This window comes from Paenibacillus sp. P4_E11, from assembly GCF_056401635.1.
This window is the reverse complement of sequence record NZ_JBFUIX010000079.1, coordinates 1-22,183: the sequence shown is the minus strand read 5'-3', so window position 1 is coordinate 22,183 and position 22,183 is coordinate 1. Positions and strand designations below refer to the sequence as shown.

General features: G+C 52.0%; 17 protein-coding genes. All 17 read right to left on the bottom strand.

Going from position 1 to position 22,183, the window contains the following annotated elements; translation table 11 throughout:
• Positions 1–13: 13 nt before the first annotated feature.
• Entirely contained in the window at positions 14–1,147 is a 1,134-nt protein-coding gene (locus tag AC1DWB_RS24260; protein WP_477543671.1) for a Gfo/Idh/MocA family protein, read from the bottom strand.
• Between the two features lie 329 nt (positions 1,148–1,476).
• Complete coding sequence (locus AC1DWB_RS24255) at positions 1,477–2,331, bottom strand: sugar phosphate isomerase/epimerase family protein (RefSeq protein WP_477543670.1); 855 nt, start codon at positions 2,329–2,331, stop codon at positions 1,477–1,479.
• A gap of 75 nt (positions 2,332–2,406) precedes the next feature.
• Positions 2,407–3,477, bottom strand: a complete 1,071-nt coding sequence (locus AC1DWB_RS24250) for a Gfo/Idh/MocA family protein (RefSeq protein ID WP_477543669.1) — start codon at positions 3,475–3,477, stop codon at positions 2,407–2,409.
• Positions 3,478–3,498: 21 nt separating this feature from the next.
• Positions 3,499–4,392: a dihydrodipicolinate synthase family protein gene (locus AC1DWB_RS24245; RefSeq protein WP_477543668.1), complete on the bottom strand. Its 894-nt coding sequence runs from the start codon at positions 4,390–4,392 to the stop codon at positions 3,499–3,501.
• 47 nt (positions 4,393–4,439) lie between these two features.
• On the bottom strand, positions 4,440–5,489 hold the full coding sequence (locus AC1DWB_RS24240; RefSeq protein WP_477543667.1) for a zinc-dependent alcohol dehydrogenase: 1,050 nt from the start codon (positions 5,487–5,489) through the stop codon (positions 4,440–4,442).
• A gap of 18 nt (positions 5,490–5,507) precedes the next feature.
• The gene (locus AC1DWB_RS24235) at positions 5,508–6,419 is read right to left on the bottom strand and encodes a sugar phosphate isomerase/epimerase family protein (protein WP_477543666.1); all 912 of its coding nucleotides are present in this window, start codon (positions 6,417–6,419) and stop codon (positions 5,508–5,510) included.
• Between the two features lie 16 nt (positions 6,420–6,435).
• Positions 6,436–7,110, bottom strand: a complete 675-nt coding sequence (locus AC1DWB_RS24230) for an orotidine 5'-phosphate decarboxylase / HUMPS family protein (protein WP_477543665.1) — start codon at positions 7,108–7,110, stop codon at positions 6,436–6,438.
• Between the two features lie 18 nt (positions 7,111–7,128).
• The gene (locus AC1DWB_RS24225) at positions 7,129–8,169 is read right to left on the bottom strand and encodes a zinc-binding dehydrogenase (RefSeq protein WP_477543664.1); all 1,041 of its coding nucleotides are present in this window, start codon (positions 8,167–8,169) and stop codon (positions 7,129–7,131) included.
• A gap of 12 nt (positions 8,170–8,181) precedes the next feature.
• Positions 8,182–9,165, bottom strand: a complete 984-nt coding sequence (locus tag AC1DWB_RS24220) for a DUF4432 family protein (protein WP_477543663.1) — start codon at positions 9,163–9,165, stop codon at positions 8,182–8,184.
• Positions 9,166–9,168: 3 nt separating this feature from the next.
• Positions 9,169–10,251, bottom strand: a complete 1,083-nt coding sequence (locus AC1DWB_RS24215) for a bifunctional heptose 7-phosphate kinase/heptose 1-phosphate adenyltransferase (RefSeq protein WP_477543662.1) — start codon at positions 10,249–10,251, stop codon at positions 9,169–9,171.
• Positions 10,252–10,383: 132 nt separating this feature from the next.
• Positions 10,384–11,589, bottom strand: coding sequence for an ROK family transcriptional regulator (locus AC1DWB_RS24210; RefSeq protein ID WP_477543661.1), 1,206 nt, complete (start codon positions 11,587–11,589; stop codon positions 10,384–10,386).
• 43 nt (positions 11,590–11,632) lie between these two features.
• Positions 11,633–14,875, bottom strand: coding sequence for an alpha-mannosidase (locus tag AC1DWB_RS24205; RefSeq protein ID WP_477543660.1), 3,243 nt, complete (start codon positions 14,873–14,875; stop codon positions 11,633–11,635).
• A gap of 13 nt (positions 14,876–14,888) precedes the next feature.
• Positions 14,889–17,312, bottom strand: a complete 2,424-nt coding sequence (locus tag AC1DWB_RS24200; protein WP_477543659.1) for an alpha-glucuronidase family glycosyl hydrolase — start codon at positions 17,310–17,312, stop codon at positions 14,889–14,891.
• Positions 17,309–18,124 (bottom strand): HAD family hydrolase, encoded by an 816-nt coding sequence (locus tag AC1DWB_RS24195; RefSeq protein ID WP_477543658.1) that lies wholly within the window; start codon positions 18,122–18,124, stop codon positions 17,309–17,311. The genes AC1DWB_RS24200 and AC1DWB_RS24195 overlap by 4 nt, the downstream gene beginning before the upstream one ends.
• Complete coding sequence (locus tag AC1DWB_RS24190; protein ID WP_477543657.1) at positions 18,121–20,115, bottom strand: GSU2086 family protein; 1,995 nt, start codon at positions 20,113–20,115, stop codon at positions 18,121–18,123. Before AC1DWB_RS24190 ends, AC1DWB_RS24195 begins: the two co-directional genes overlap by 4 nt.
• 304 nt (positions 20,116–20,419) lie before the next feature.
• Positions 20,420–21,412 carry a Gfo/Idh/MocA family protein gene (locus AC1DWB_RS24185; RefSeq protein ID WP_477543656.1) on the bottom strand — a complete coding sequence of 331 codons (993 nt, stop codon included), beginning with the start codon at positions 21,410–21,412 and terminating at the stop codon, positions 20,420–20,422.
• Between the two features lie 10 nt (positions 21,413–21,422).
• Positions 21,423–22,183: Gfo/Idh/MocA family protein (locus AC1DWB_RS24180; protein WP_477543655.1), on the bottom strand; the 761-nt coding region annotated here is incomplete at its 5' end.

Sequence of the window (22,183 nt, the reverse complement as noted above, 5' to 3'; positions counted from 1 at the left end):
TCTGATCCTCCAGTTATCCCTCTATCGATACCCACATCTTCGTTTCGGCCGACTTCATCACCGCGTCCAATACGAGTTGGTTGCGATGACCATCCTCGAAATTCGGCATAGGGCTTGTGTTCGTCGTAACGCCGCGCATCAGCTCGTGCACCAAATTGATGAACGTATGCTCGTACCCGATAATATGACCAGCAGGCCAGTAGGCACCGGCATAGGGATGAGCTTGTTCCGTGCAGTTAATAGAACGGAATCCATGTGAGCCCTGCACGCCTTCTTCGAGGTATAGTTCGAGATTGTTCATGTTGTCCATACTCCAACGGATCGACCCTTTCGAACCATTAATCTCGAATTGGTTGCTGTTCCGATGGCCTTTCCCGAAACGGGAAGCTTCGAACACACCGAATACTCCATTGTTGAATCGGGCTAGAAAAGCGACCGCATCATCAACGTCAACTTCCCCCATACCTCCGTCAAGCAATGGCCGCTGCTTGATGAACGTCTCCATCATGCCGCTCACTTCGGAGATTTCACCGATCAAATAGCGGGCCAGATCGATCGAGTGCGCCATAATGTCGCCGTGTGTGCCGGAGCCGCATGTAGTCTTGCTAAGCCGCCAGACGAGCGGGAACTGCGGGTCCATGATCCAATCCTGCAAATACGTACCGCGGAAATGATAGATTGTCCCGAGCACACCATCGTCGATCAATTGTTTGGCATAACGAATGGCTGGAACAAACCGATAGTTATGGCAAATCATATGGGTAACACCTGATGTACGGGCGGCTTCCCATACCTTCGCTGTCTGCCCACTATTCATCGCGAGCGGCTTCTCGCATAGGATATGCTTACCCGCTAGTGCAGCAGCAATCGCAATCTCGGCATGACTATCGTTCGGTGTACAAATATCGATCAAGTCGATATCATCCCGTTCGATCAGGCGGCGCCAGTCCGTCTCATAGGAAACCCAGCCCCATTTGTCCGCCGCTTGCTTCGTCGCTCCCTCGTCCCGACCCGTAATGGCCTGCATGACCGGCTCCGCTTCGCTGTCGAAGAAGAACGGAAGCCCACGGAATGCGTTACTGTGGGCTTTGCCCATAAATTTGTATCCTACCATCCCGATCCGAACTTTCTGTTTCTTTTGTCCCATTATGATCCTCTCTTCCTCTCGTTGATTGCGTATCGACGACAATATACTTGCCATCAGGGCTCGCACACGCATGCCAATACCCATAGTCGCCATTAATAAATTCCCAAGTCTATCCCTTTTTGTCTACATAAAAAACGCCGGTCGGCTTGAGCGGACTTGGATTGTACTTGACGAAGATCATCCCCTCTCCGTTAGAAGCCCACATTTCGTGACCGCAGTATTCAATAAGTGTATCATCTTCCAATCGTTTCTGGCGGTAAATGTTCGTGACTTCTCCCGTATACCGGTTACCAGATGGCCACCGGTATCGAACGTATGCATATGCACAATTACTTGAAATATCTCGCTAAGTGCTCGTAGGCTTTCTGAATGCCTTGCTGTTCGTTCTCGAGCGTACCGCGGAACCGGTGATCCTCCAGTTCAATGCATATGGCTCCTTTGTAGCCGAACCGATCGAGCCGAACTGCGATCTTATCCCATTCGACAAGGCCGTGGCCCGGAATGGTGTACCGCCAGGAGCCGCCGCAATCGTGATATTTCGAGCCAAAAGTCGGAGCGATTACGCCGCTTTCATACAGCTCTTCATACAAGATTTCGGTGTCCTTGCCGTGACAGTGGTTCACCCGCTCGCCGAATTCTGCCAGCGCCCGCAAATAGTCGATGCGCAGCCAAACAAGGTGAGAAGGGTCGTAGTTCAGGCCGAAATGTTTGGAAGGAATCGCCTCGAACATGGCTCGCCACATTTCCGGCGTACAACCGATAGTCGGAAGTTCGGGACCCGGTCCTGGCCACCCTTCGATGGCTATGTACACGCCCTTCTTTTCGGCATACTGGACCAGCTCAGGAAAGGTATCTTTCCATAAGGCAAATGTTTCGCGGCGCGGCATTTTACGGTCTTCCGGAACCAAGCACATGAACATGACGCTCGCCCCTATGGAAGCCATATCATCCATCTGCTTCTTAACGGACACGAGCGCATTTTCCCGTTTAGCATCGTCTATACTAAGCAAATGGCTTACAAGGTTGGCGTCTACAGAGCCGATCTCAAGGCCATGCCGGTCGCACGTTTCCTTCTTGTCAGCCAAGTCGGGTCCCCCGACGTCCAGCACATCAAGTCCAACACTTGCCGCCCAGCTGGCCGTATATTCGAACCCCTGCTCCCCGATCTTTCTTGGTACGCGCATTCCAATCTTCCAATTCATATTGTCATCAAGTCCTCTCAAATCATATTAGTGTGTAATCTTCAGCCGCGAGCGCCTCTAGAATTTAGGAATATGGACTTCAACTTCCCGGCGTAATTCTGAAGAACGGAGAATACCGTCGAGAATCGCTTGGTTGATCAGGATTTGCTCTCCCGGGATCGGAGCTGGTCGGTTTTCACGGATGGCCTCTACAAAATCGCGAACTTTTTCATGGAATACGTCGATCTTGTGTTGTTTAACCGGAATGATCGTGTCAGTCTGGTGTCCCAGAATGTCGTGGAATAAAGTCATGTCTGCAACCTGGCTGTCCCACGTCTGTCCGGTTGGGTTAGTCTTCAGCCCGCCTTCCGTACCGAGGAACAATGTGGGTCCGAAGGAGTCCGCATGCATCGCCCACGAGATCTTGAAGTTGAGCAGGATGTCACCTTCGAGACGAATCATGGCAACACCGAAGTCGTCGACTTGGAATTGATCCGATTGGCTGTGATATTTGGGATTCGTCCCGAAGTAATTGGACGTGTAAGCAGAGACGGTGAGCGGTTTCGGATAACCGATCGTGTTCAGGGCCATATCGAGCGAATAGCAGCCGATGTCGAATATAGCACCTGCACCTGATATTTCTTTGTTGATGAATGTACCACCCGCCATACCGCGGCGACGTCCGGCACCTGTCTGTACGTAATACACTTTTCCGAGCTGCCCCGACTCCACAATTTGTTTCATCGCCTTATGGTTAGGGTCATATCGCGGCTGGAAGCCCACCGTCAATATTTTCCCTGACTTTTTACCCGCTTCGACCATTTCTATCGCTTGCTCTAATGTGGAGCACATTGGTTTCTCGACAAGTACGTGTTTACCTGCGAGCAGCGCATCGACCGTTGTGCGATGATGAGCGACGTGCGGCGTACAGACGCTAACGGCATCTATGTCTTCGTTCAGCAGATCGAGGTGATTTTCGAACGCCTTTGCCCCGTCTAGTTGTCTTGCTTCGATAAACTCCTTGGCTTTTCCAGGAACAATATCCGCTACCCCGACGATCTCTACTCCTGGAAGTGACTTGTAATTGTTGGCGTGTGCTCTTGCTACTCCCCCACTACCGATAATTCCTACGCGAATTGTCTTTGTCATCGTCTCTCCATCTCCCCTACTTCAAAATGTAGATTGGTGCCATGCGCGCATCGCTGCTGCCGCCTCCATGCTTAACTTGCTGCCCGTCCTCGTCTCGCATCCCATCGGCACACCGCGTAAGGATACGAGATACTTCGCGGTTGCGGTATAGCCCATTTCAAGAATCGTGTTCAGCTGCACGAGCTTCTGATGCAGATCGATAGCTTCTGCGGATCCGGAAGTGGCAGTGTTCCACAGCTTGAGTACGACATCCACTGCAGCCGTGGCCGTGATGGCCATAATGCCACCAGCACCGAGGCGAATCGCCTCCAGCATGTACTGTGTGTTCGCTTGGTAAACGATCCCTTCTGGTGCACCCGTAATCTTCGCCTGAATCCCGTCTACCGTACATGTGGTATCTTTAATCCCAATAATGCCTTTGCCCTCAACCAATGTGCTGTACACATGCGGATCGATAAGATGCGGCTTATACAGCGGACATTCGTATAAAATGACAGGCAGCGGCGATCGGTCGGCTAGGCGAGCGAAATATTCGCCGAGCAGCTCCTGATTGTCACCCATTCCCTTCGGCGGTATAAAGACGATCGCGGATACACCGGTTTCCGCCATACGGAGCATTTCCTCATTATGATTGTCAGTATTGATGTCGACGTTAGCTGTCGCGATAACCGGTATGTCCCCGGCTCGTTCCACCGCTCGCTTCGCTAATGTGATCCGCTCTTCCGTTGTCAGTCGCCCCATCTCACTGCTGCCGCATACTGCGAACAGACCGTGTGGGTGCATGGAAAGCTGCCAATCAACATATGTGTCGTAACAGCTCCAATCAACCGAGCCATCCGGCATAAAGGGGGTCAGAAGCAAGGAATACACCCCGGTAAAATGTTCTCTTGGACCAATTGCATGTACGGTTGGCACTAGCACTTCACTTCCTTATTGATCGATTGTTTCTATTACTTTAATCTTTAAGTTATTTCAAGAAACTGGTATATTTCTATAAGTGATTTCCCTACGCTTTTACCGGAATCCAGAACATCCAGCGCCTTGTTGACCTCGTCAAGCGAGAACCGATGACGGATCAATTGCTCTACAGGAATCAGACGATTGGTCACCAGGTTGACGGCATCCTGCCACGTCTCTTTGGTGTAGGAGAGAATACCGTGAATTTCAAGATCCTTCACATGGAAGATGTCGCTGTACAGTTCCATTCTCGCATCCTTGCCGGCTGCCCCAAGCAATACGACCTTTCCACCCCTGCGAACGATGGAGAATGCCATTCCCACAGCACTGCTCTTCCCCGCACATTCAATTACGATATCGGCTCCGAATCCGTCTGTCAGTTCTGATACCCTACCCGCTACATCCTCTTTACTTATATTGATCATATCCGTGGCTCCCAGACTTTGGCCAAGTGCTAACGACTCATCGGTAACCCCTATCAGAATCAGTTTACGCGGAGAAAACAACATGGAAATCATAACGGCCAAGAGGCCAACAGTTCCGGGACCGATTACCGCAATCGTCTCGCCCGGCTTGGGCTTGGCACGCCACACCCCACGAGTGACTACAGCTGTCGGCTCAATCAACGCGGCCATATCCAGAGGGAACTGATCCGGCAAACGATGGACCATCCTCGCATTTGCGACCACATATTCGGACAAACCACCCGGAATGGTGAACCCAAGTTCCTTCATATGCTCGCAAAGATTGGTCTGCCCCTGTCTGCAAAACCGACAATGCCCGCAATGTTGAACGCCTTCGGAAACGACCCTGTCCCCGCGTTTAAGATTGGTTACGCCAGGACCGACCTTCTCCACGATCCCGCTCCACTCATGGCCGGGCACACATGGATAGTTCACTGCATCTGCGCGGACCATGCCTTTAACAAGTTCCAGGTCCGTCCCGCATATGCCGGCATACATGGATCGAACAAGCACCTCTCCATCCCCAGGCTCGGAGACAGGAATATCAACAACGGAGTATTTATTCGGTTCATGAATCATAAATGCCTTCAAAGTCTTTCCCCCTCTGGATTACTTGGCGTCCTGCAAATATTCGGCAACTTTCTCCCGTAAGAAAATAACGGATTCGCGTAAATCCCCGAGGCCGTTCACCCCGTCTTCAATCGAAATCCAGCCTCGATAATGAACACTTCCCAGCTCGGAGAAAATGGCATCGTAGTCGTTCATGCCTTTCCCGATTACCCCATGGGCCAGTGCCGCGGAATAACCTTGTATGGAATAATCCTTCAGATCATCCAGCGTGTATCCTTCCTTCATATAACGGTCACTTGCATGCATCGTAATGACTCTATGCTTCACTTTACTCAATAACTTCAACGGATCTTCCCCTGCGAAGATGGCATTGGAAGGATCATAATTCACGCCGAACCACGGGGACGATATTTGCCCGATGATTTCCAGATAAATATCGGACTGTTGGGCGAACTCGGGATGAATCCAGAACCCATCCTTGTAATGGTTCTCCATCACCAAGTGGACTTGTTTCTCCTCTGCATACGGGAGCAATTGCTTGATGCTCTCAACCGTCCAGCGGATCCCGTCTTCCCTGGACACTTCGGGACGTTTCTGCCCGGACAGCACCCGGCAGCTGCGGAATGGCTTCGGTCCGACATAGGCCATCACATCGATCATCTGCTGCATTTTGACGATTTCTTGCGCCCGGTGAGCAGCATCGGGATGCGTAAAATCCGGTGAAGCACACATCATCGGAATTTCCAGGCCTTGTCGGGCCGCTGCTTCCATCACTCCCTGCAAATAATCTTCATCCAGCTGCTTCAGAAATAACGGATACAATTCCAGTCCGTCCGCTCCCAATGTGCCGGCCATTTCAATCCATTCCTCAAGTGACATTCTCCCATCGGATAATTCATCCATGTACCCTTTCGGGAATACAGCAATTCTAGCACTGTTGCTCGTATTCATTCTCAGCCCTCTTTTCTTAGGCGTTCTTCACTTTGGCCACAAGATCTTGCAATACGGCCTTTAATTCCGATTTGTCTGTACTCGGGCGGAACTCTTTCTTATCGATAACAAGCGGCGCTCCGACGACTACCAATGGGGCACCGTGTTTGGGCATTTCAGCGGCCTGCGGAACGGAAAGACCTCCCACAGCTTGAACCGGGATCGATACGGCGTTTACCACCTCATGAAGATGATCGAACGGATTTCTTGCGGGGTCTTCCCCTCTCTCGTCGAAACCGGTATGAACAATGATATAGTCGACACCGTTCGCCTCCAGTATTTGGGCGCATTCTACCTTGTCAGGGGACGCCATTATATCGCCCATGACCTTGATGTTATAATCACGTGCTGCTTTGACCACAGCTCGAATCGTGGCCGGGTGAGCTACCCCCATGACGACGACATGAGTCGCGCCTGCCTTCGCCATCATTTCCGCCTCTAGATAACCACCGTCCATCGTCTTCAAGTCTGCTACGATCGGGTGGTTTGGGAACGCTTTCCGTAATGCTGTCACAGCGTGGAGCCCTTCTCCCAGAAGCAGCGGGGTGCCAGCTTCTATCCAATCGATACCGGCTTCTACGGCGATTTCAGCCATTTCGAGCGCGTCCTTGATGTTCGTTAAATCCAATGAAATTTGCACAATCGGTTCCATTTACTTCACTCCTACGATTTATAATTGGGGTAATAGGATCGACTTGGCATGTACCAATGAATCCATTTCATCGAAGGCTGCTTTCCATTGGTCGATCCCATAAGACTTCGTCATCGGCAGCGGATCAATCTCGCCGTTGCCCATCATCAACAACACCTTTTCCCACATCGGATAGTTGTGGCTGAATGAGCCTTGCAGACGAGCCGCTTTCTGAATCAACGGGTCCAGGGAGAATCCAACCGGAGCCGGGCCCCATCCGATCTTCGTTATTTGCCCAGCCGGGCGAACGACTTCAATGCTCTGTTTCAACGTAATGGATAAGCCGACCGCATCAAGCACCAGATCAGGTCCGAATCCGTCCCCGTAGGAAAGAATCTCTTGCACCACATCTTGTTCATCACCTACTATGACCGTATCGGCTCCGAATTGCTTGGCGATTTCCAGTCGATTCTTATCCTTGCTCGTTCCGACGATTGTCAATCTCCCGGGGGAGAACAATTTGGCCACTTGGACACACATCAATCCGATCGGTCCCGGTCCAAACACGACAACATAATCGCCAGGACGAATGCGGGAATGATGAGCGACTGCATTATAAGCGACACAGGTCGGCTCCGTCATCGCCGCTTTCTCGAACGAAACATTGTCAGGCACCTTATGTACGATGGCTTCTCTTGTTCTCACATATTCCGCCATGGCACCATTCTCGAGTACACCGAACCCCCGGCGAGTCGGGCACAGATTATATTGACCGGTCCGGCAATACATGCATTTCTCGCAAATATAGGCAGGGGTTTCGCTGACGACACGGTCTCCTACACAGAAGAGGGTGACCTCCGAACCTACGGCGGCTACAATGCCTGAATATTCATGCCCGAGCGTCACTGGACGATTAACCGGGAAGCCCTGAATGTCATGGTACATATGCAGATCGCTGCCGCAGACACCTGCCGCTTGCACTTGGATCAATATTTCTCTGGGTGCCAGCTTACTAGGTATCTGGACGTCTCGAACCTCAACCATACCGCCTCCGGCTTGATAATTGACAACCGCTTTCATTTCAATTCCTCCTCAAGAGAATATTTCGAATTCAATCCAAGACGACAACGTACCGCTCGGAGGAACTTCCAACGCCATGCCTCTCTCCACTGCGTCGGCCACAGTTAGCTTGGGCGGGACGTTGAACATTTCCAACCCGATATTGTACTCGCAACCGAAAAACGGCGCATCCATGTTCTCTCTAAAATTTTGCCAATACCACAAATAAGGCCAAACTTGTTGATCCCACCGTACCTCCAGCACCATTCCGTCGTCAGGTCGTTTGAGCCGGTATTTCCCATTGTGCGACATGATGTATAACAAGTCGCGTTTACTGCCGGATGCCGCCATTTCCGACAAATCAACGTTTACGCCGTTCTGAACAACATTCGGCCAAAGCGTCGTCTCCTCCTGTTCCGGATTAAGAATGATAGCACCCTTCTCAATCTCCACACGCGTCTGCTCATTCAGGAACGGCGGCCCGTATGCCAGATGATGCCCCCAGTTCGCTTCCATCACTGCCGCTCTCGACTCGTTGAAAACGGTTTCTTCAATGCGGATTTTCGAGCTGCCGGATTGCAGAGTAATGGTCTTCTCAATACGAAGCGGTAAGGAGCGCATGCGGTTCGACAGCAAGACGACGATCTCGTCCGGTTCGTCCTTCACAATCTCGTAATCCCACGGCGTAATGGCAGCCTCCCCGCGATGCAGCAGCGCTCCGCGATAATGATGCGTCTGGCTGACTTCCGGGAACATCTCCTGCCAGCCGCCCAAGTATGTCATCTGATAATCCGAGTGAATCTGAGTGGCAGGAAGTAATCCGAGCCGTGTATACCAGATGAAATCGGTGTCTGTCGGCTTATGCAGCCAGCGAATCGGTTCGGAGCCTTTGTCAAGCAGCAGTTGGATGAACATGATCTCATTTTCCAGGATGAGCGAACGATACCCTTTGTACACCAAGTCATCGGTTATACGGCAACCGTAGTTACGCATTGGTCGATATAGTTGTGCCGCCATCTGTCATTCGCACCCGTTCCCGCAATAGATTTCTTCGTACCGGGAAATGATTTCCCTCGGAGTTGCCGTACCCGTTCGACCTATCTTACGAACGGCTATCGCCGCGCTTAGATGGGCGAACGCCGTCGCTTCTGGACCACTGCATCCTGTGCTTAATGCCGATAGCAATGACGAAGTGAAGCAATCCCCGGCGCCGACGATATCAATCGGAGGCAGTACTTGTTCCGTCGGCACGTACGTACACTGCTCGTGATCGATCCATAATGCTCCCCGTTCTCCGATCGTGATGCAGCAAGGCGCCCCGACACTGCGCGACAGGTGGATTCCGGCTTTGATCAAGTCATCGTCCGTAGGGTTCGGATATGTCGAATTGCCATAATACCAACGTAGCGCTTCCAACTCGTTCGGCTTGACTATCAAGCCTTCGAACAATCCGATCCGATCCCGGCTGTCGGCAATGATCAGTTTACCTTGTTGCGCCCAATACTGCAGCCTCTCGCGAACGAGCGAATTGACGACACCGTAATTCAGCTGATCGGTGACGCTGATGATGTCGACCTTTTCGGCCATTTGATCCAGCTTGACAATAAACTGCTCCAGTTCGGACTCGGACAAATCAGAGTTGTTAATAAAATCAATGCGAGGATGTTCCTGTTGTACCTTTTGCAATCCGAATCGAATCGTTTTGCAATAGGCCGGCGTAACTCTAGTAGTAGAGATGAGCACTGAGCTGGAGTCGATCCCAAGCCGATGCAAAGCTTCCTGCAGCATATTACCACGCCAATCATTGCCGATCACAGAGCAGAAATATACTTCCGCACAGCCCAAATCTTTGTAGTTGGCAGCGACATTAGCTGCTGCCCCAGGAGATAAATATTCATCCACGATCGGCATATTGTGATGCGGCGTCTCCCTGGACAACTCGCTGATCGTCATGTCTGCATGCCAATACACATCCAGGCACCCATCGCCCACAACACCTACTTTGAGGTGAGAAATGCGGTGCAAGATGTCCTCTACCCGCTCACGTGACGACAACCCATCATATTGTGGAGTGGAAGACAAGTGATTGTTTGTATTAATCATGGATAACTCCTTCCCTCCCTATTAATCATAGCTGTTTATTGGCTGCAAATGTATATCATTTCATTTAGGTAATGATTAAGTTAATTGTATGGAGAATAGCGTTCCTGCCGTAGTCCTCACGTGTATTGCCTGTCAAGCGAACAACGTATCGAGCGGTGAGTCCAGCAGCTTGCCGAACACGACGGCCGTGGCCCCTATCACACTTTGAGACGTCCCGAATGTGGAGGAGGTAATCTGTACCCGTGCTTTGGCGAACGAGAAGGTGCGTAGTCTTACCCGCTTCCTCACTTCACCGATATAATCCGATAAGTAGGGATACAACCTTCCACCGAGCACGATTTGTTCCGGATCGTACATATTGAACACGTTGATAATGGCCAATTCCAAGTAATGCAGCGTGTCCTCCAAGCATTTGCATGCTTGCGGATTTCCTTCGCGAACGAGCCGCATCATATCCTCCATCGTCTTCGCTTCACTCGATGAACGCTGCAAGATGCCCGGTATGGAGCCTACCGTTTCCCAGCAGCCGCGATTTCCGCAGGCGCAGATTTTCCCATCCGGGACGATCGTCATATGGCCGACTTGACCGTAGAGCCCGTTCGTTCCCCGGACGAGCTCACCTTTCATTACAATACCTCCGCCGATCCCCATCCCCATCGTTATGAACACGAGATCCTTGTTGCCCTTGCCCACCCCATACCACCTTTCCGCTAAGGCGGACGTACGAGCATCATCTTCGATATAGGCCGGTAGCGCAAAGCGTGCCTTCAATTCATCGCGAAGCGGATAACCGTCCCACCCCGGAAAGTTAGGCGGGTTGAGTAAAATTCCTTTCTCCAAATCCATAGGCCCCGGTACGGCGGCGGCGATTCCGAGCACAAGTCCTCCGTTAGCCGTCGCCAGTTCCTTCATACGTTCCACATGCGGAGCAATAACCACCAGTATTGAATCCGGTCCGCGCAAGTCTGCTGTTTGTTCTTCCGCTAAGGAAAGAACTTTCCCTGTCAGGTCGGTCAGTACAACCTCGATGGTCGATCGTCCGATATCGATGCCGATAATCCGGTAAGGGTCGGGATTGAATCCGAGCATGATCCGTTTGCGTCCTACTGCACCTGACACGGCTTCGTATTCTCGAATGACGCCTAACTGGATCAGCTCCTGTGTCAAATTCGATACCGTTCCCGATGTCAGACCCGTTTTCTCGACAATTTCTACACGCGAAATGGACTGATGCTCCCAAATTACGTTTAACACGGCCGATATGTTCTGTTGCTTAACTTGCTGCAAATAGGCTTGCTTAATCGTGTTAATCATGGTCACTCCGTTATACTTTGTCATTAAACTAATCCAACTATATAAGGAGGGAAACTTGCTGTAAAGTTTATCGGACTACCGCAAAATCAATACGAAACGTCTTCAGCTCGAACGGTTTGAAATAGGCGTAGAAGCCCTGCTTCGCATGGGATACAACGACCGGTTCGCGCTCCATCAAATTGACTTCTTCCACATTCGCGATCGGATAATGTGTCGTCAACGACACCTCTCCCCGCTTGCCCGCGTATTCGTAACAGCGCACAATCCAGGCATCGGAATCCTCTGCTTTCTTCACCGTATCGATGACAACATGGTCACCACTGACACTAATCATGCTGAGCGCTTGAGGTAGTCCGTCTGTGTTGGGACTATGGCCATCTTCATTGGGCAGTGCTGGGACCGCCGCAGTCGTAACGGGCACGTTCAACCGATGCGCCTGTTCCACCGTGCCTGCCGCGAACCAGTCTCCTTCGTGCGGCAGCAGCGCGTAAGTAAACGTATGTTCACAGCGATCACAGTTCGGATCTGGTTTGTTCGAAGACTTGATCAATGTAATACGCACCACGTTGTCCTTGACATCATGACCGTACTTGCAATCGTTCAACACGCTGACGCCCAAGCCGCGCTCGGACAAGTCGACCCACTTGTGTGCACACGTCTCGAAGCGGGCATAATCCCAGCTCGTATTCCAGTGTGTCGGGCGCTGCACGTTGCCGAATTGAATCTCGTATGTTGCCGCTGTTGCACGGACGAGCACGGGGAATGCCACCTTGAGCAGCGTCTCGCGCTCCTGCCAATCGACCCATGTAGCGAAGTCAATACGTGGATTGTCCGGATACAAGATCATATCCTGCTTGATCACCGTCTTGCCGTAATGCCACTCGGATCGAATGACGGTGCGAAGCGCGCTGTTCTCGACTACGGCTAACGATTGCAGGTCAGTCACATGGCGCACTTTCTCAACATAGAAGATGTCGATTTCCCAGTTATCGTGATAAGCCGGTTTGTCCTCGTGCACATCGAAGCGGTTCGCCACTTCGCCCGGAGCAAGTACTTCTCGTTGCAGCCGTTTATCATACAACCGCGTCAACTGCCCGGACGAATTCCACGTGATCTCGTAGAACGGCGTCGAAGCTCCTTCTTTACCTACTGTGATCGGAGCCGCTGCAGACTGAAACTCCGCTGAGCTCGCTGTCGGAGCAAGAGCTGCTTCCTCGAAATAAATCGTCGTGTACCCCATACTCGGAATGTCGTTTACTTTCAGCAGCAATCTCTGTCCGGCCGCATCGTCATTCACCCGATGTGTTACAATCGAGTTGCCTGCACCGTCACGCCATATTCCATCGGCAAATCGGTTATCCCACGACAGTTCCACGAGTTCGTTGCGTGACCATGGCAGCGAGTTGAACACAATCCAGCGATCACGTCCGTCCGGCTGCAATCCAGCGACCAGTCCCTTCATTCCACTGTTCAGTGAAGCGAGTGCTAGCTGCTCTGCTTCAGCATATTCGACATGGCAATCTTCGTACACCTCGGTGATCGATGATCCTGGCAATATATCGTGGAATTGGTTCCGCAGCACGATCTTCCAGCTGTCGTACAGCTGCTGCTGCGGATATGTCGCATAACCGCCATGCAGACAGTTGAAGCTGGACACGACCTCGGCATCGCGCAGCAATAGCTCCATCTTGCGGTTCATCCGCTTGTTGTACGCCTGCGATGTGTACGTCCCGCGGTGCAGCTCCAGGTACAGTTCGCCGTCCCAATGATGGACGTAGCGGTCCGTTGCTTCGACTTTGCTCTCGAGCCGGTTGAAGAACTCGCCAGCTCGCCCGGTTACGACCTTCGGTACACCAGGCATTGTCTCCAGTCGTCGCCGCATCTCCAGCATCGTCCGGGTCGGACCCCCGCCACCATCACCATAACCATACGATAGCAGCAGTTCTTCGTCGTTCACTTCTTTATCGCGATAATTGTTCCAGATGCCTGTCACTGTCGACGGAAGCACTTGACCATTATACGTATAAAACTTCGTAAATTTGTCTCCGCGTGCACCTGGGTCCGGTGTCGTAATGTAATGGGTCAATATTTCCGTACCGTCGATCCCGCGCCAGTAGAACGTATCGTTCGGGAATCGATTGTACACGTTCCAGCTAATTTTCGTCGTCATGAAATATTTGATCCCGCTCTTGCTCAATATTTGCGGCAGCGCCCAGCTGTAGCCGAACACGTCCGGCAACCACAAATATTCGCAGGCCGAGTCGAACTTTTGCTCAAAATAACGCTTACCGTACACAAGCTGACGGACAAGAGATTCCCCTGATGGGACGTTGCAGTCCGATTCGAGCCACATCGCACCGGCTGCTTCCCAGCGGCCTTCGGCTACACGTTCCTTTATTTTCTCGAACAGCTCCGGGTAGTCGTGCTCGATATATTCGTACAGCTGCGGCTGTGTTTGCAGGAATACGTATTCGGGAAACTGTTCCATCAGCCGTAGTACGGTCGAGAACGAACGGGCCGACTTCTCGCGCGTATGCTTGAGCCGCCACAGCCAAGCAACGTCGATGTGCGTATGTCCGATGCACGTGATCGTAAGCGGATTGTTTTTCGGCAGCTTGGCGAGCTCATCCTTCAGCTTCTGGTTAGCCTCGTTAACGCTGGCATAGAATACTTCATCGCCGGGGACTCGCCAGTTGATGAGCAGGAACGCGCGGTCAAGTGCTTTGAGCAGCGCCTGATGCTCCCAGCTGTTAGCATCCAATACGTCTAACGTCTGATAAGCGGCCAATGCCGTGTAATACAGATCGTCTGCTTCCTTCTCCAGTAACGCGAGTCCGGCCTTGCGCAGCTTGTGCTCCTGGATTGTCCTCGTTCCGTCCCCGCCGCTCAGTCCGCTCCACACTTTGAACATCAGTTCAATGGTCTGACCTACGAGCGAGTCTGGCAAGAATACTTCCTGATGATTGCTGCCTACTCCTTGGAACGGGGAACCGTTGATGTACAGCAGCGATTCAAATCCCCAGTTGTGTCCGTCGCCCGTCTTGCCGAAGTCGAACAAACCAAGGGCTTGTTGCCCGGTCCATTGCGGTGGGACGACTACCTCCGTCTTCAGCCAAGCGGTCAAATCCCAGCCTTCCCAACGATCGCCAACGGCAATGTGACCCCATTCGGCGTCTTCCGGAGGTTTCGCGGCGATTTCCGCCTGCTCGTCGATCCAGAAGCGGAACGTCGGAAATTCGTGAAAGTCGCTGTATCGGTACTTCTCCAGCTCAATAATGCGTCGGCCAAGCTTCTCATACGTCAGGAACATGAATATCCCCCTACTATTTCGTATTTGCCACCGAGTTTCTGGAGTCGTCTTCATCGACGACCATAAGCCATATTTCCGCGACGTGCAGCCGTTTGAACCCTCTCACCCTGCGGAACGTCAACTGCAGCGTGCCATCCGCAGTCGCTTCCGTCGGAATGTCCGACTGAACCGTTATGACGGATGCGGAGCGAATATGCATGTTCTCGTGCACGATGTGCTCGCTGTTCGCCGTCAACGTTACCCAGTAGCCGTCCCCCCTGGACTCACCGATATACGTGATCCTCACGGTGTAGCGGCAGTTCGAAGACAGGTAATCATATCTAACTGTGAGCGGTGTATCTAGCACGACGTTCGCCGTATTCTCCCAAGCTAGCGGCACGCCGCCCAGCTCTTTGTGGCGATTGTCGCTCATCATCATCATGCCGGGCATATGTGCCGTTCGCGGTGAGCTTAGATAACCAGGGTCATTGTCCCAGCCCGTTCCCGAATCTATGCGGTGTGCACTGCTCGGGGAACCCAAGTTGTCATAATAGCCGCCCGGCCCAGGATTAGTTCGGTCGAGCATCTGCTCGATATGTGCCAATCTTGCCGATTCACTCGCCTGCTCACGTACGATTCCGCTTTGCTCACGCAGCCACCTTACATCATTAAGCGGGGAATCGATCGCTTCGACGAAAGCACCGCGCTCCAGGTGACTTGCATAATGACGGCTCACGGTCAGCTGCGAGCCGATGTTGGTGAACAATTCATCGGCTAATTGTTCGCACCGGAGCTTATAATCTTGAGCGACCGGTTCCGTGCGGGCAAGCTGCAGAATGTGCTCCATCTTCTCCATCGCGGAGAGACTGCCGGTCTGCTCTGCCTCCCGAAGCGCATCCTTCGCCCTGTACTCCAGCTCCGTCTCGTAGATCAACCGACGCTTCGTGTACGCGTCATAATAAGCTCGAATCAAACCCATCTGGAAACGGTAATTGCCCAGCACTTGCGGTGATGCGTTTCGTTCCATCTGCTTCCACTGCTGCAGCGTTATGTCCACCCGGTCGTTGACCGCAAGCGGGCCGACCCAATTGTCTTCTTGCGCCATCAATCCATAAGCGACTGCTTCTACATAATCAGGGCCGATGAACACCCTTGCATAATCACGTAGCGTTTCGATGACCGGCGTCTCCGGATCCCAATCCTGATCCAACCAAATGAATTTATTGACATCGTCATTAATGCCTTCCGAATAACAGATGTTGCCATTCGCATACGGCGCGATGACGTTGTGGATCTGTTTCTGCGCCAGAGGTCTGGGATTATAGCATTCACGTCCAAGTGTAAGCGCGTACGCCCGATCCCAGTCGGCGACCGGGTATTGGCAGATGAAGTTGTGCGTAATATCCTCATACCGACGAATTGGATATTTCGCAGGTACTCGTCGACGCAATTCCGGCAAAGGATCGTCGACATGCGGTCCGAATACAACACCGCCCAACCACTTAGGTTCCCGTTCAACGTTCGCATAGAACGACTCCAGCCACGGTCGCGATTCGTGCGACATCACTTGCGGAGATAACCATATCTTCGCTTCTGGATGATAGCGATTCAACAATTCTGCGATTCGATCTGTCCATTCGAACAGCAGATCCGGCTCCATATCTCCGGGGTCGCTCCCTGGAATAAACACCGCTTGAATGTGCGGTACGAGGCGGAATATTTCCTTACGTTCGGCCAGTTCCTCCTCTATAGCAGCAGGGCTGACATAATCTTTGCCAAGATTCGGATACCAGACCCACGTATCGAGTCCATAGGAATGAATCGTCTCGGACAGTCGGATCATCATCTGAAGCGGATCGACCTTCATCAGCGGCCCCGTCTTGGCGTCGTCGGTGCGGGGAGGTAATATCTCGATGCAGTTCGCTCCGAATAGTGCCAATTCGCGAATATATTGATCGTACTGCTCGACCGTCCAAGCGTCGTACGCATTCGTCTTCGGGCGGTAGCCGAGCTGATGCCCGCGCAGGGCGAACCGCGGCGAAGTCACGATGTTCAGATTGCCGATAAGACGAACTGAACGTTCCTTCCACGACATGTTGCGCAGCAGCTTGCCAATCCCGAACAATACCCCGCGAGCGTCTGCTCCGATGACGAATACAGCCGGTTGACCCGCACACTCGCCTCTGCGTACTATATATCCCTCTGCAGCCAGCTTGCCCGCTTCGACAAGCCATTCATTTGATTCCATTACCTGCTGCAGCGATTCCTTCGAGCCCACGACGATAATCAGCTCATTGCCGGACGTTTCCCTCGGAAGCTCGTGCAATAACCGGTGAGTGATCCCCATTCGTTTCGTGACCTCTTCCATCAGCACTTCAATCGCTCTCAGTTCGGCTGGTGCTGACTGCTTGCCACTCACTACTACGGCACTTGAGAAATCGATCCCCTGCGCACTCATTGTTTGTCGACTCCTAACCAGTTCGCCCATAACGCAAGGTCCGTGTAATCGCCGGTAATCCGATCCGCCCCCGCTGCAAGCAGCCGTTTCTCCTTCACCGGATTAATTCCTTCGCGCCGGGTTTCGTCACTGGCGATGCCTAGCGACAATGCACCATTCTCCTTGGCCAGCCGGATTTCCACTTTACCGTCCCCGATGATGGCCAATTCATGTCCTTGAAGACCTTTCTCGACAAGCAGATCACGCATCACTTTGACTTTCGAACAATCAGCGCGGCCTAACGGGGCTCCGGCGATTTCCTTGAAATAATGGCGAATGCCCAGCACTTCCGCCTCATGGACGACATCGGGATGGTCCGATCCGCTCGCTACATACATCTCGATCCCACACGACTGCAGCAGTTCGAGCAGCTCCAGCGATCCCTTCATCAGAAAGTGCTCCGCTACGTACTTCCCAGTCTGCAGCCCGCTTATATGATCGTTCACCCGCTCCAGCAGACGACGATTGTACTCCGACTTGTATTCCCATTCGCCCAGTACTTGCGGATTCCATCCTTTGAGTTTCACCTGCTCCACAAGCCACAACATTTGGAAGATCGTCTGAGTACCAGTCGACTGATCGATTTGATCCGCGATCTCCGCTTCCAGCTCCGCCGTTTGCTCAGCGGACAACACTTGGTTGCCGATAATCGACTCCTTCATGAAAGGAGCCATTACTTCTTCCCACCCGGCTCTTAACGTCGATAACGTCCCATCGAAGTCGAACAGCACCACTTTCACTTGCCCCGGCGAACCGATAGTATTGTTCGTCATGTCTTGCTAATCCCCCTCCATATCGCCGGAATCGTCAGCTGATGCAGGCCTTCAAAATGATAACCTTTCCCTCCCAAGCTGGTTGGGCGATGGATAATGTTTTTACGAGGCCGGTAATAATAATCCCAATCTTCATACCCGACTTTCCGGGAATAATCGCCGAGTCGGACGATATCGAAATTGGCGGTCGTGATGTGATGGACCGTGTACTGCAAATTACGAGCGATCGAGAGTGCCTTCAGGAATACTTCCGGACCGGTCACAGTCGAACCGAAGTTAAGGAACGCGCCTCCTTCTAGATTGGCGACGGAATGACAATAGGTCTGGAAGTCAAGACCACTTGCCCGGCCAAGTACGGTAAAGTCGGCAGCGGGGTGAAGCTGGATGTCGTCGATCCCGATCGTAATATGGCAAGTGTACGGAATACCGTATCGTGAACAAGCACCGAACAAGCTCTCTTCGATATGTGGAAATTGCTCAGGGTGTTTGTTCGCATACTCGATCAGGCTGTCTCCGAAACCGAGACCGTCCTCATCTCCCTCAGCAAGTGCACGGTGCATAATGTCCCCTGGCTCCCGCCACATGCCGAATTTGCCTTCGCGAAGCGCCCCCACCTCCAGCTCATCCGTATGGCCGAACGCAGCCAGCTCCATATCTTGAAAGCAAGAAGCACCGTTCACTGCGATGTGGCTTATGTACCCACGTGCGATGAGGTCGATCAAGTACCGATTGACACCGCTTGCAATGACGTTCCCACCTAGCGAGCAAACAACCATCCGTTGCTGATCTTTCGCCGCTTCAAGTCGGCTGATGAATTCGGCGAATTCGCTGCTCTGCCTTGGTTCAGTCGGCCATTGCGGGATGACCGCATCATCTTGCCCGGGACTGGCCATACCAGCGAGATGCAATCCGCTTGCCCGTTCCCGCACCGGGTACAGTCTCGTCTCCCCGCCAAGTCCCTTCGGCCCTTCGACCCTAGTCCCGTCTGCCCCAGCAGCCACAGTAGGAAACTCGATCCCGAGCTCACGTTTTCGGCGAAGTACTTGTTCGAAGAAATGCGGGATCGTCAGCTGATGCAGCCCGTGGAACAAATACCCGGTGCCGTCGATTTCAGACAATCGGTCCACGAATACGCGGCGCGGCCTGTAATGGTAGTTCGGGTCGGACTGCGGAGGTGTTTCCTCCGCAGTTACCGGGACGATGTCGAAGTTAGCAGCAACGATCCCTTCCATACGTATTCCCTTGTTGCGGGCAAGAGCCAGTCCGTGCATGAACAATTCGGGACCCGAGATAGCTGAACCAAAGTTCAGATATACGCCTCCGTGTTCCAATGCTGCGATCGAACGGCATATCTGGTTGAAGTCTCGTCCAGTTGTTCCTCCCAAAGCGCCAAAGTCGACGATAGGATGCTGATGAATAATATCGGTGCCGATCGAGATGTGACACGTATAAGGTACGCCGTACCGCTGACACTGCACGAATACGCAATCGTCGATATAGGGAAACCGCTCTGGATAGGCTGTTGCATAACGGTATAGGCTCTCACCGTACCCGAGTCCTGCCGCATCACCTTGCTGGATCGCCTCGTTCATGTATCGGCCTGTCTCTTCCCACATGCCGAACGATCCGTCTTCAATCGAACGGGCGACATCCTCTGACGTTTCCCCGAGAAAAGTAAGCTCGAAGTCGTGAATACTTGTCGCTCCGTTGCCGGATACATGGGTCAGCACGCCTTCCTTCACCAGCTCGATTATGTATCGGGACAGCCCGTTCTTGATTACATGCGCCCCCATCGACCAAATAACCGGTTTCCCGGCAGCACGGGCGGCAACGACCTGATCGACAAGCTGCTCGAACTGAGGCGGAAACTTCCACTCCCCTGGTACATCCACATAAGGACGGGCCATATTGCGGATCGTGACTAGATTCGTTCTCGAGTAGACAGAATTTGTCGTTATTCCTTGGAAAGAAAGCCGTTCCGCATTGACCATCTATCTCTCCCTCCTTCAGCAAAAACGTGTTAGCCCGCTATTAACTTAATGATTAACTTATCTCTATGATAATCAAATAATCCGAAGTTGTAAACCGATTTTCGCAACTTATCTTATTCATTAAGTAAAAATTATTCAATTTGACCAGACTATTAGTGGATTCCATCGGCCGTGTGCACCGCAGCATCCTGTGACTTTTTCGTGTGACTCAGCTCCCGGTATGCCCCAGCGTTAAGGCCAGATAGACGTTCGGAATACCTCCGGCGTCTGAATTGTACACAACCATTCTTCCATCTGCCATCGTCTACACACTCCCTTGCTTGTATATTTCATATTCGTGAGCGAATGCCTTTGCTTTTACGACCATTCTCGTACTGTGCAGTTCATCTTCCAGTGTTAGAGGCATTTCCGCTTGACCGAGTATGCTCTTAATAAATCTATCGAAATAACTTGGACCCGATTCAGACGTATCAATGGCCCCCATATCCCGATCTCCTACGACCAGCCTTGTACGGGACCCGCCATCTACACTTTCTATAAACCCCTTGGTGCCAAACACGCGCAAATGCTCATTGCCCCAACTTCCAAAACCTTTAACGTTCAAATAGTTCGCCACAATACTGGCAACACCCCCATTCTCAAGCTCCATCATCATGCTCGCTGCCATGTGCAGATCACCATCCGGCGAAGGGTTTCCAAGCTTGGATTCCACTGCGTATATATGCTTGATCTTCACACAAGCGACATGCTCAACGAACCTAACCGCATGGATGCCGTTCTGACCGATCAGTCCACCATCAATCGATTCATCCTGTGGACGCCTGTCATGGTAAGGATATGATTTCTGAGCAAACACTTGTACAACCTCGCCAATTATCCCGGATTGGACAATATTGCGCATGGCGAGGTATGGTTGTTCGAAGCCCGTGCCCGCCATTTCCCGGAACGTGCAGCCTGTTTGTATGACTGTTGCTAGCAATCGATCTATATCGCCTTCATTCGTGGCACATGGTTTCTCCGCATACACATGCCTGCCCTTGGTCATACAGAGAATCGCTTCCTCAGCCTGATCCGCTCTTCGCGGTGAACAAAGGGAAACGACCTGGACCCGCTCATCGCTTAGCATTTCTTCCAGCGTTTCGTAATACCTGATCTCCGTGTCAGCTTGCTGCTCAGGCCTAAGAGTTTCCCTATTCATAGCCGCAACAGCGACAACCTTAGCATCTGGGTGGTCTACCAGTTCTCCGTGTACTTGATGCCCGCCGTTATTTCCATACAACCCAACCCCAATTTTCATACTTCTCCCCCTATACAACCTCTATCATTCCTGTCTTGTCGGATCTTTTCATCGCTTCAATAATCTTCAGTCCTTCAACGATATCGTGGATATAGGCTTGCTCATTCACTTTCTCACCGAGTACCGAATGATAGAACGCCTCCCACTGATAGTCGCCCGGATCGCCTGTTACCTCAACTTCTTCCATGACTCTTTCCTTGCTATGTTTGTCCCGGGTTACAAGAAGCAGTTTATTCGCCGCACCGTCTTCCTTGGGCATTACATTGCAATAGATCGTGCCATGTTCATAATTCAATGTCATTGTGTTGTTATACCTCTGGCTGTCATCTACACAAAAGCTCCCAAAAATATTGGCAATCGCCCCATTCTGGAACAATAGACTTAGCTGCGAATTGTCAACAGTAGGCCGTTCCGTGATCAGTCGTGAACTCAATACGGAAACCTTATGCGCCGGCCCGAGTATTCGAACCATATCATTGATGATGTAAATACCCAGCCTGAATATGGGGGCAACCGGGCATCTCTCAGGATCGTCGTACCATCCGCCGTCTGCCTTCTCGCGGTAATTCACCCAAATGTCCGAACGGCAGCCTATCGGAATGCCCAGATCGTATTTCTCTATCCATGATGTAATACAAGTTAGCGTATCATGTCGTAGAGGACCAGGAGAGTTCATATGTACTACCTTTTTCATTTCATTGGCCTTCATGAGGATATTCAATGCTTGCTCGTGATCCAGCTCGAACGGTTTCGTTGTGATCACATGTCTAC

Coding starts and splice junctions, on each gene's coding strand:
- AC1DWB_RS24195 (WP_477543658.1), bottom strand. CDS start 18,124: ATGACGAACAATACTATCGGTTCGCCGGGGCAAGTGAAAGTGGTGCTG.
- AC1DWB_RS24235 (WP_477543666.1), bottom strand. CDS start 6,419: ATGAATACGAGCAACAGTGCTAGAATTGCTGTATTCCCGAAAGGGTAC.
- AC1DWB_RS24250 (WP_477543669.1), bottom strand. CDS start 3,477: ATGACAAAGACAATTCGCGTAGGAATTATCGGTAGTGGGGGAGTAGCA.
- AC1DWB_RS24210 (WP_477543661.1), bottom strand. CDS start 11,589: ATGACAAAGTATAACGGAGTGACCATGATTAACACGATTAAGCAAGCC.
- AC1DWB_RS24255 (WP_477543670.1), bottom strand. CDS start 2,331: ATGCGCGTACCAAGAAAGATCGGGGAGCAGGGGTTCGAATATACGGCC.
- AC1DWB_RS24185 (WP_477543656.1), bottom strand. CDS start 21,412: ATGAAAATTGGGGTTGGGTTGTATGGAAATAACGGCGGGCATCAAGTA.
- AC1DWB_RS24200 (WP_477543659.1), bottom strand. CDS start 17,312: ATGAGTGCGCAGGGGATCGATTTCTCAAGTGCCGTAGTAGTGAGTGGC.
- AC1DWB_RS24260 (WP_477543671.1), bottom strand. CDS start 1,147: ATGGGACAAAAGAAACAGAAAGTTCGGATCGGGATGGTAGGATACAAA.
- AC1DWB_RS24215 (WP_477543662.1), bottom strand. CDS start 10,251: ATGATTAATACAAACAATCACTTGTCTTCCACTCCACAATATGATGGG.
- AC1DWB_RS24190 (WP_477543657.1), bottom strand. CDS start 20,115: ATGGTCAATGCGGAACGGCTTTCTTTCCAAGGAATAACGACAAATTCT.
- AC1DWB_RS24220 (WP_477543663.1), bottom strand. CDS start 9,165: ATGGCGGCACAACTATATCGACCAATGCGTAACTACGGTTGCCGTATA.
- AC1DWB_RS24205 (WP_477543660.1), bottom strand. CDS start 14,875: ATGTTCCTGACGTATGAGAAGCTTGGCCGACGCATTATTGAGCTGGAG.
- AC1DWB_RS24230 (WP_477543665.1), bottom strand. CDS start 7,110: ATGGAACCGATTGTGCAAATTTCATTGGATTTAACGAACATCAAGGAC.
- AC1DWB_RS24225 (WP_477543664.1), bottom strand. CDS start 8,169: ATGAAAGCGGTTGTCAATTATCAAGCCGGAGGCGGTATGGTTGAGGTT.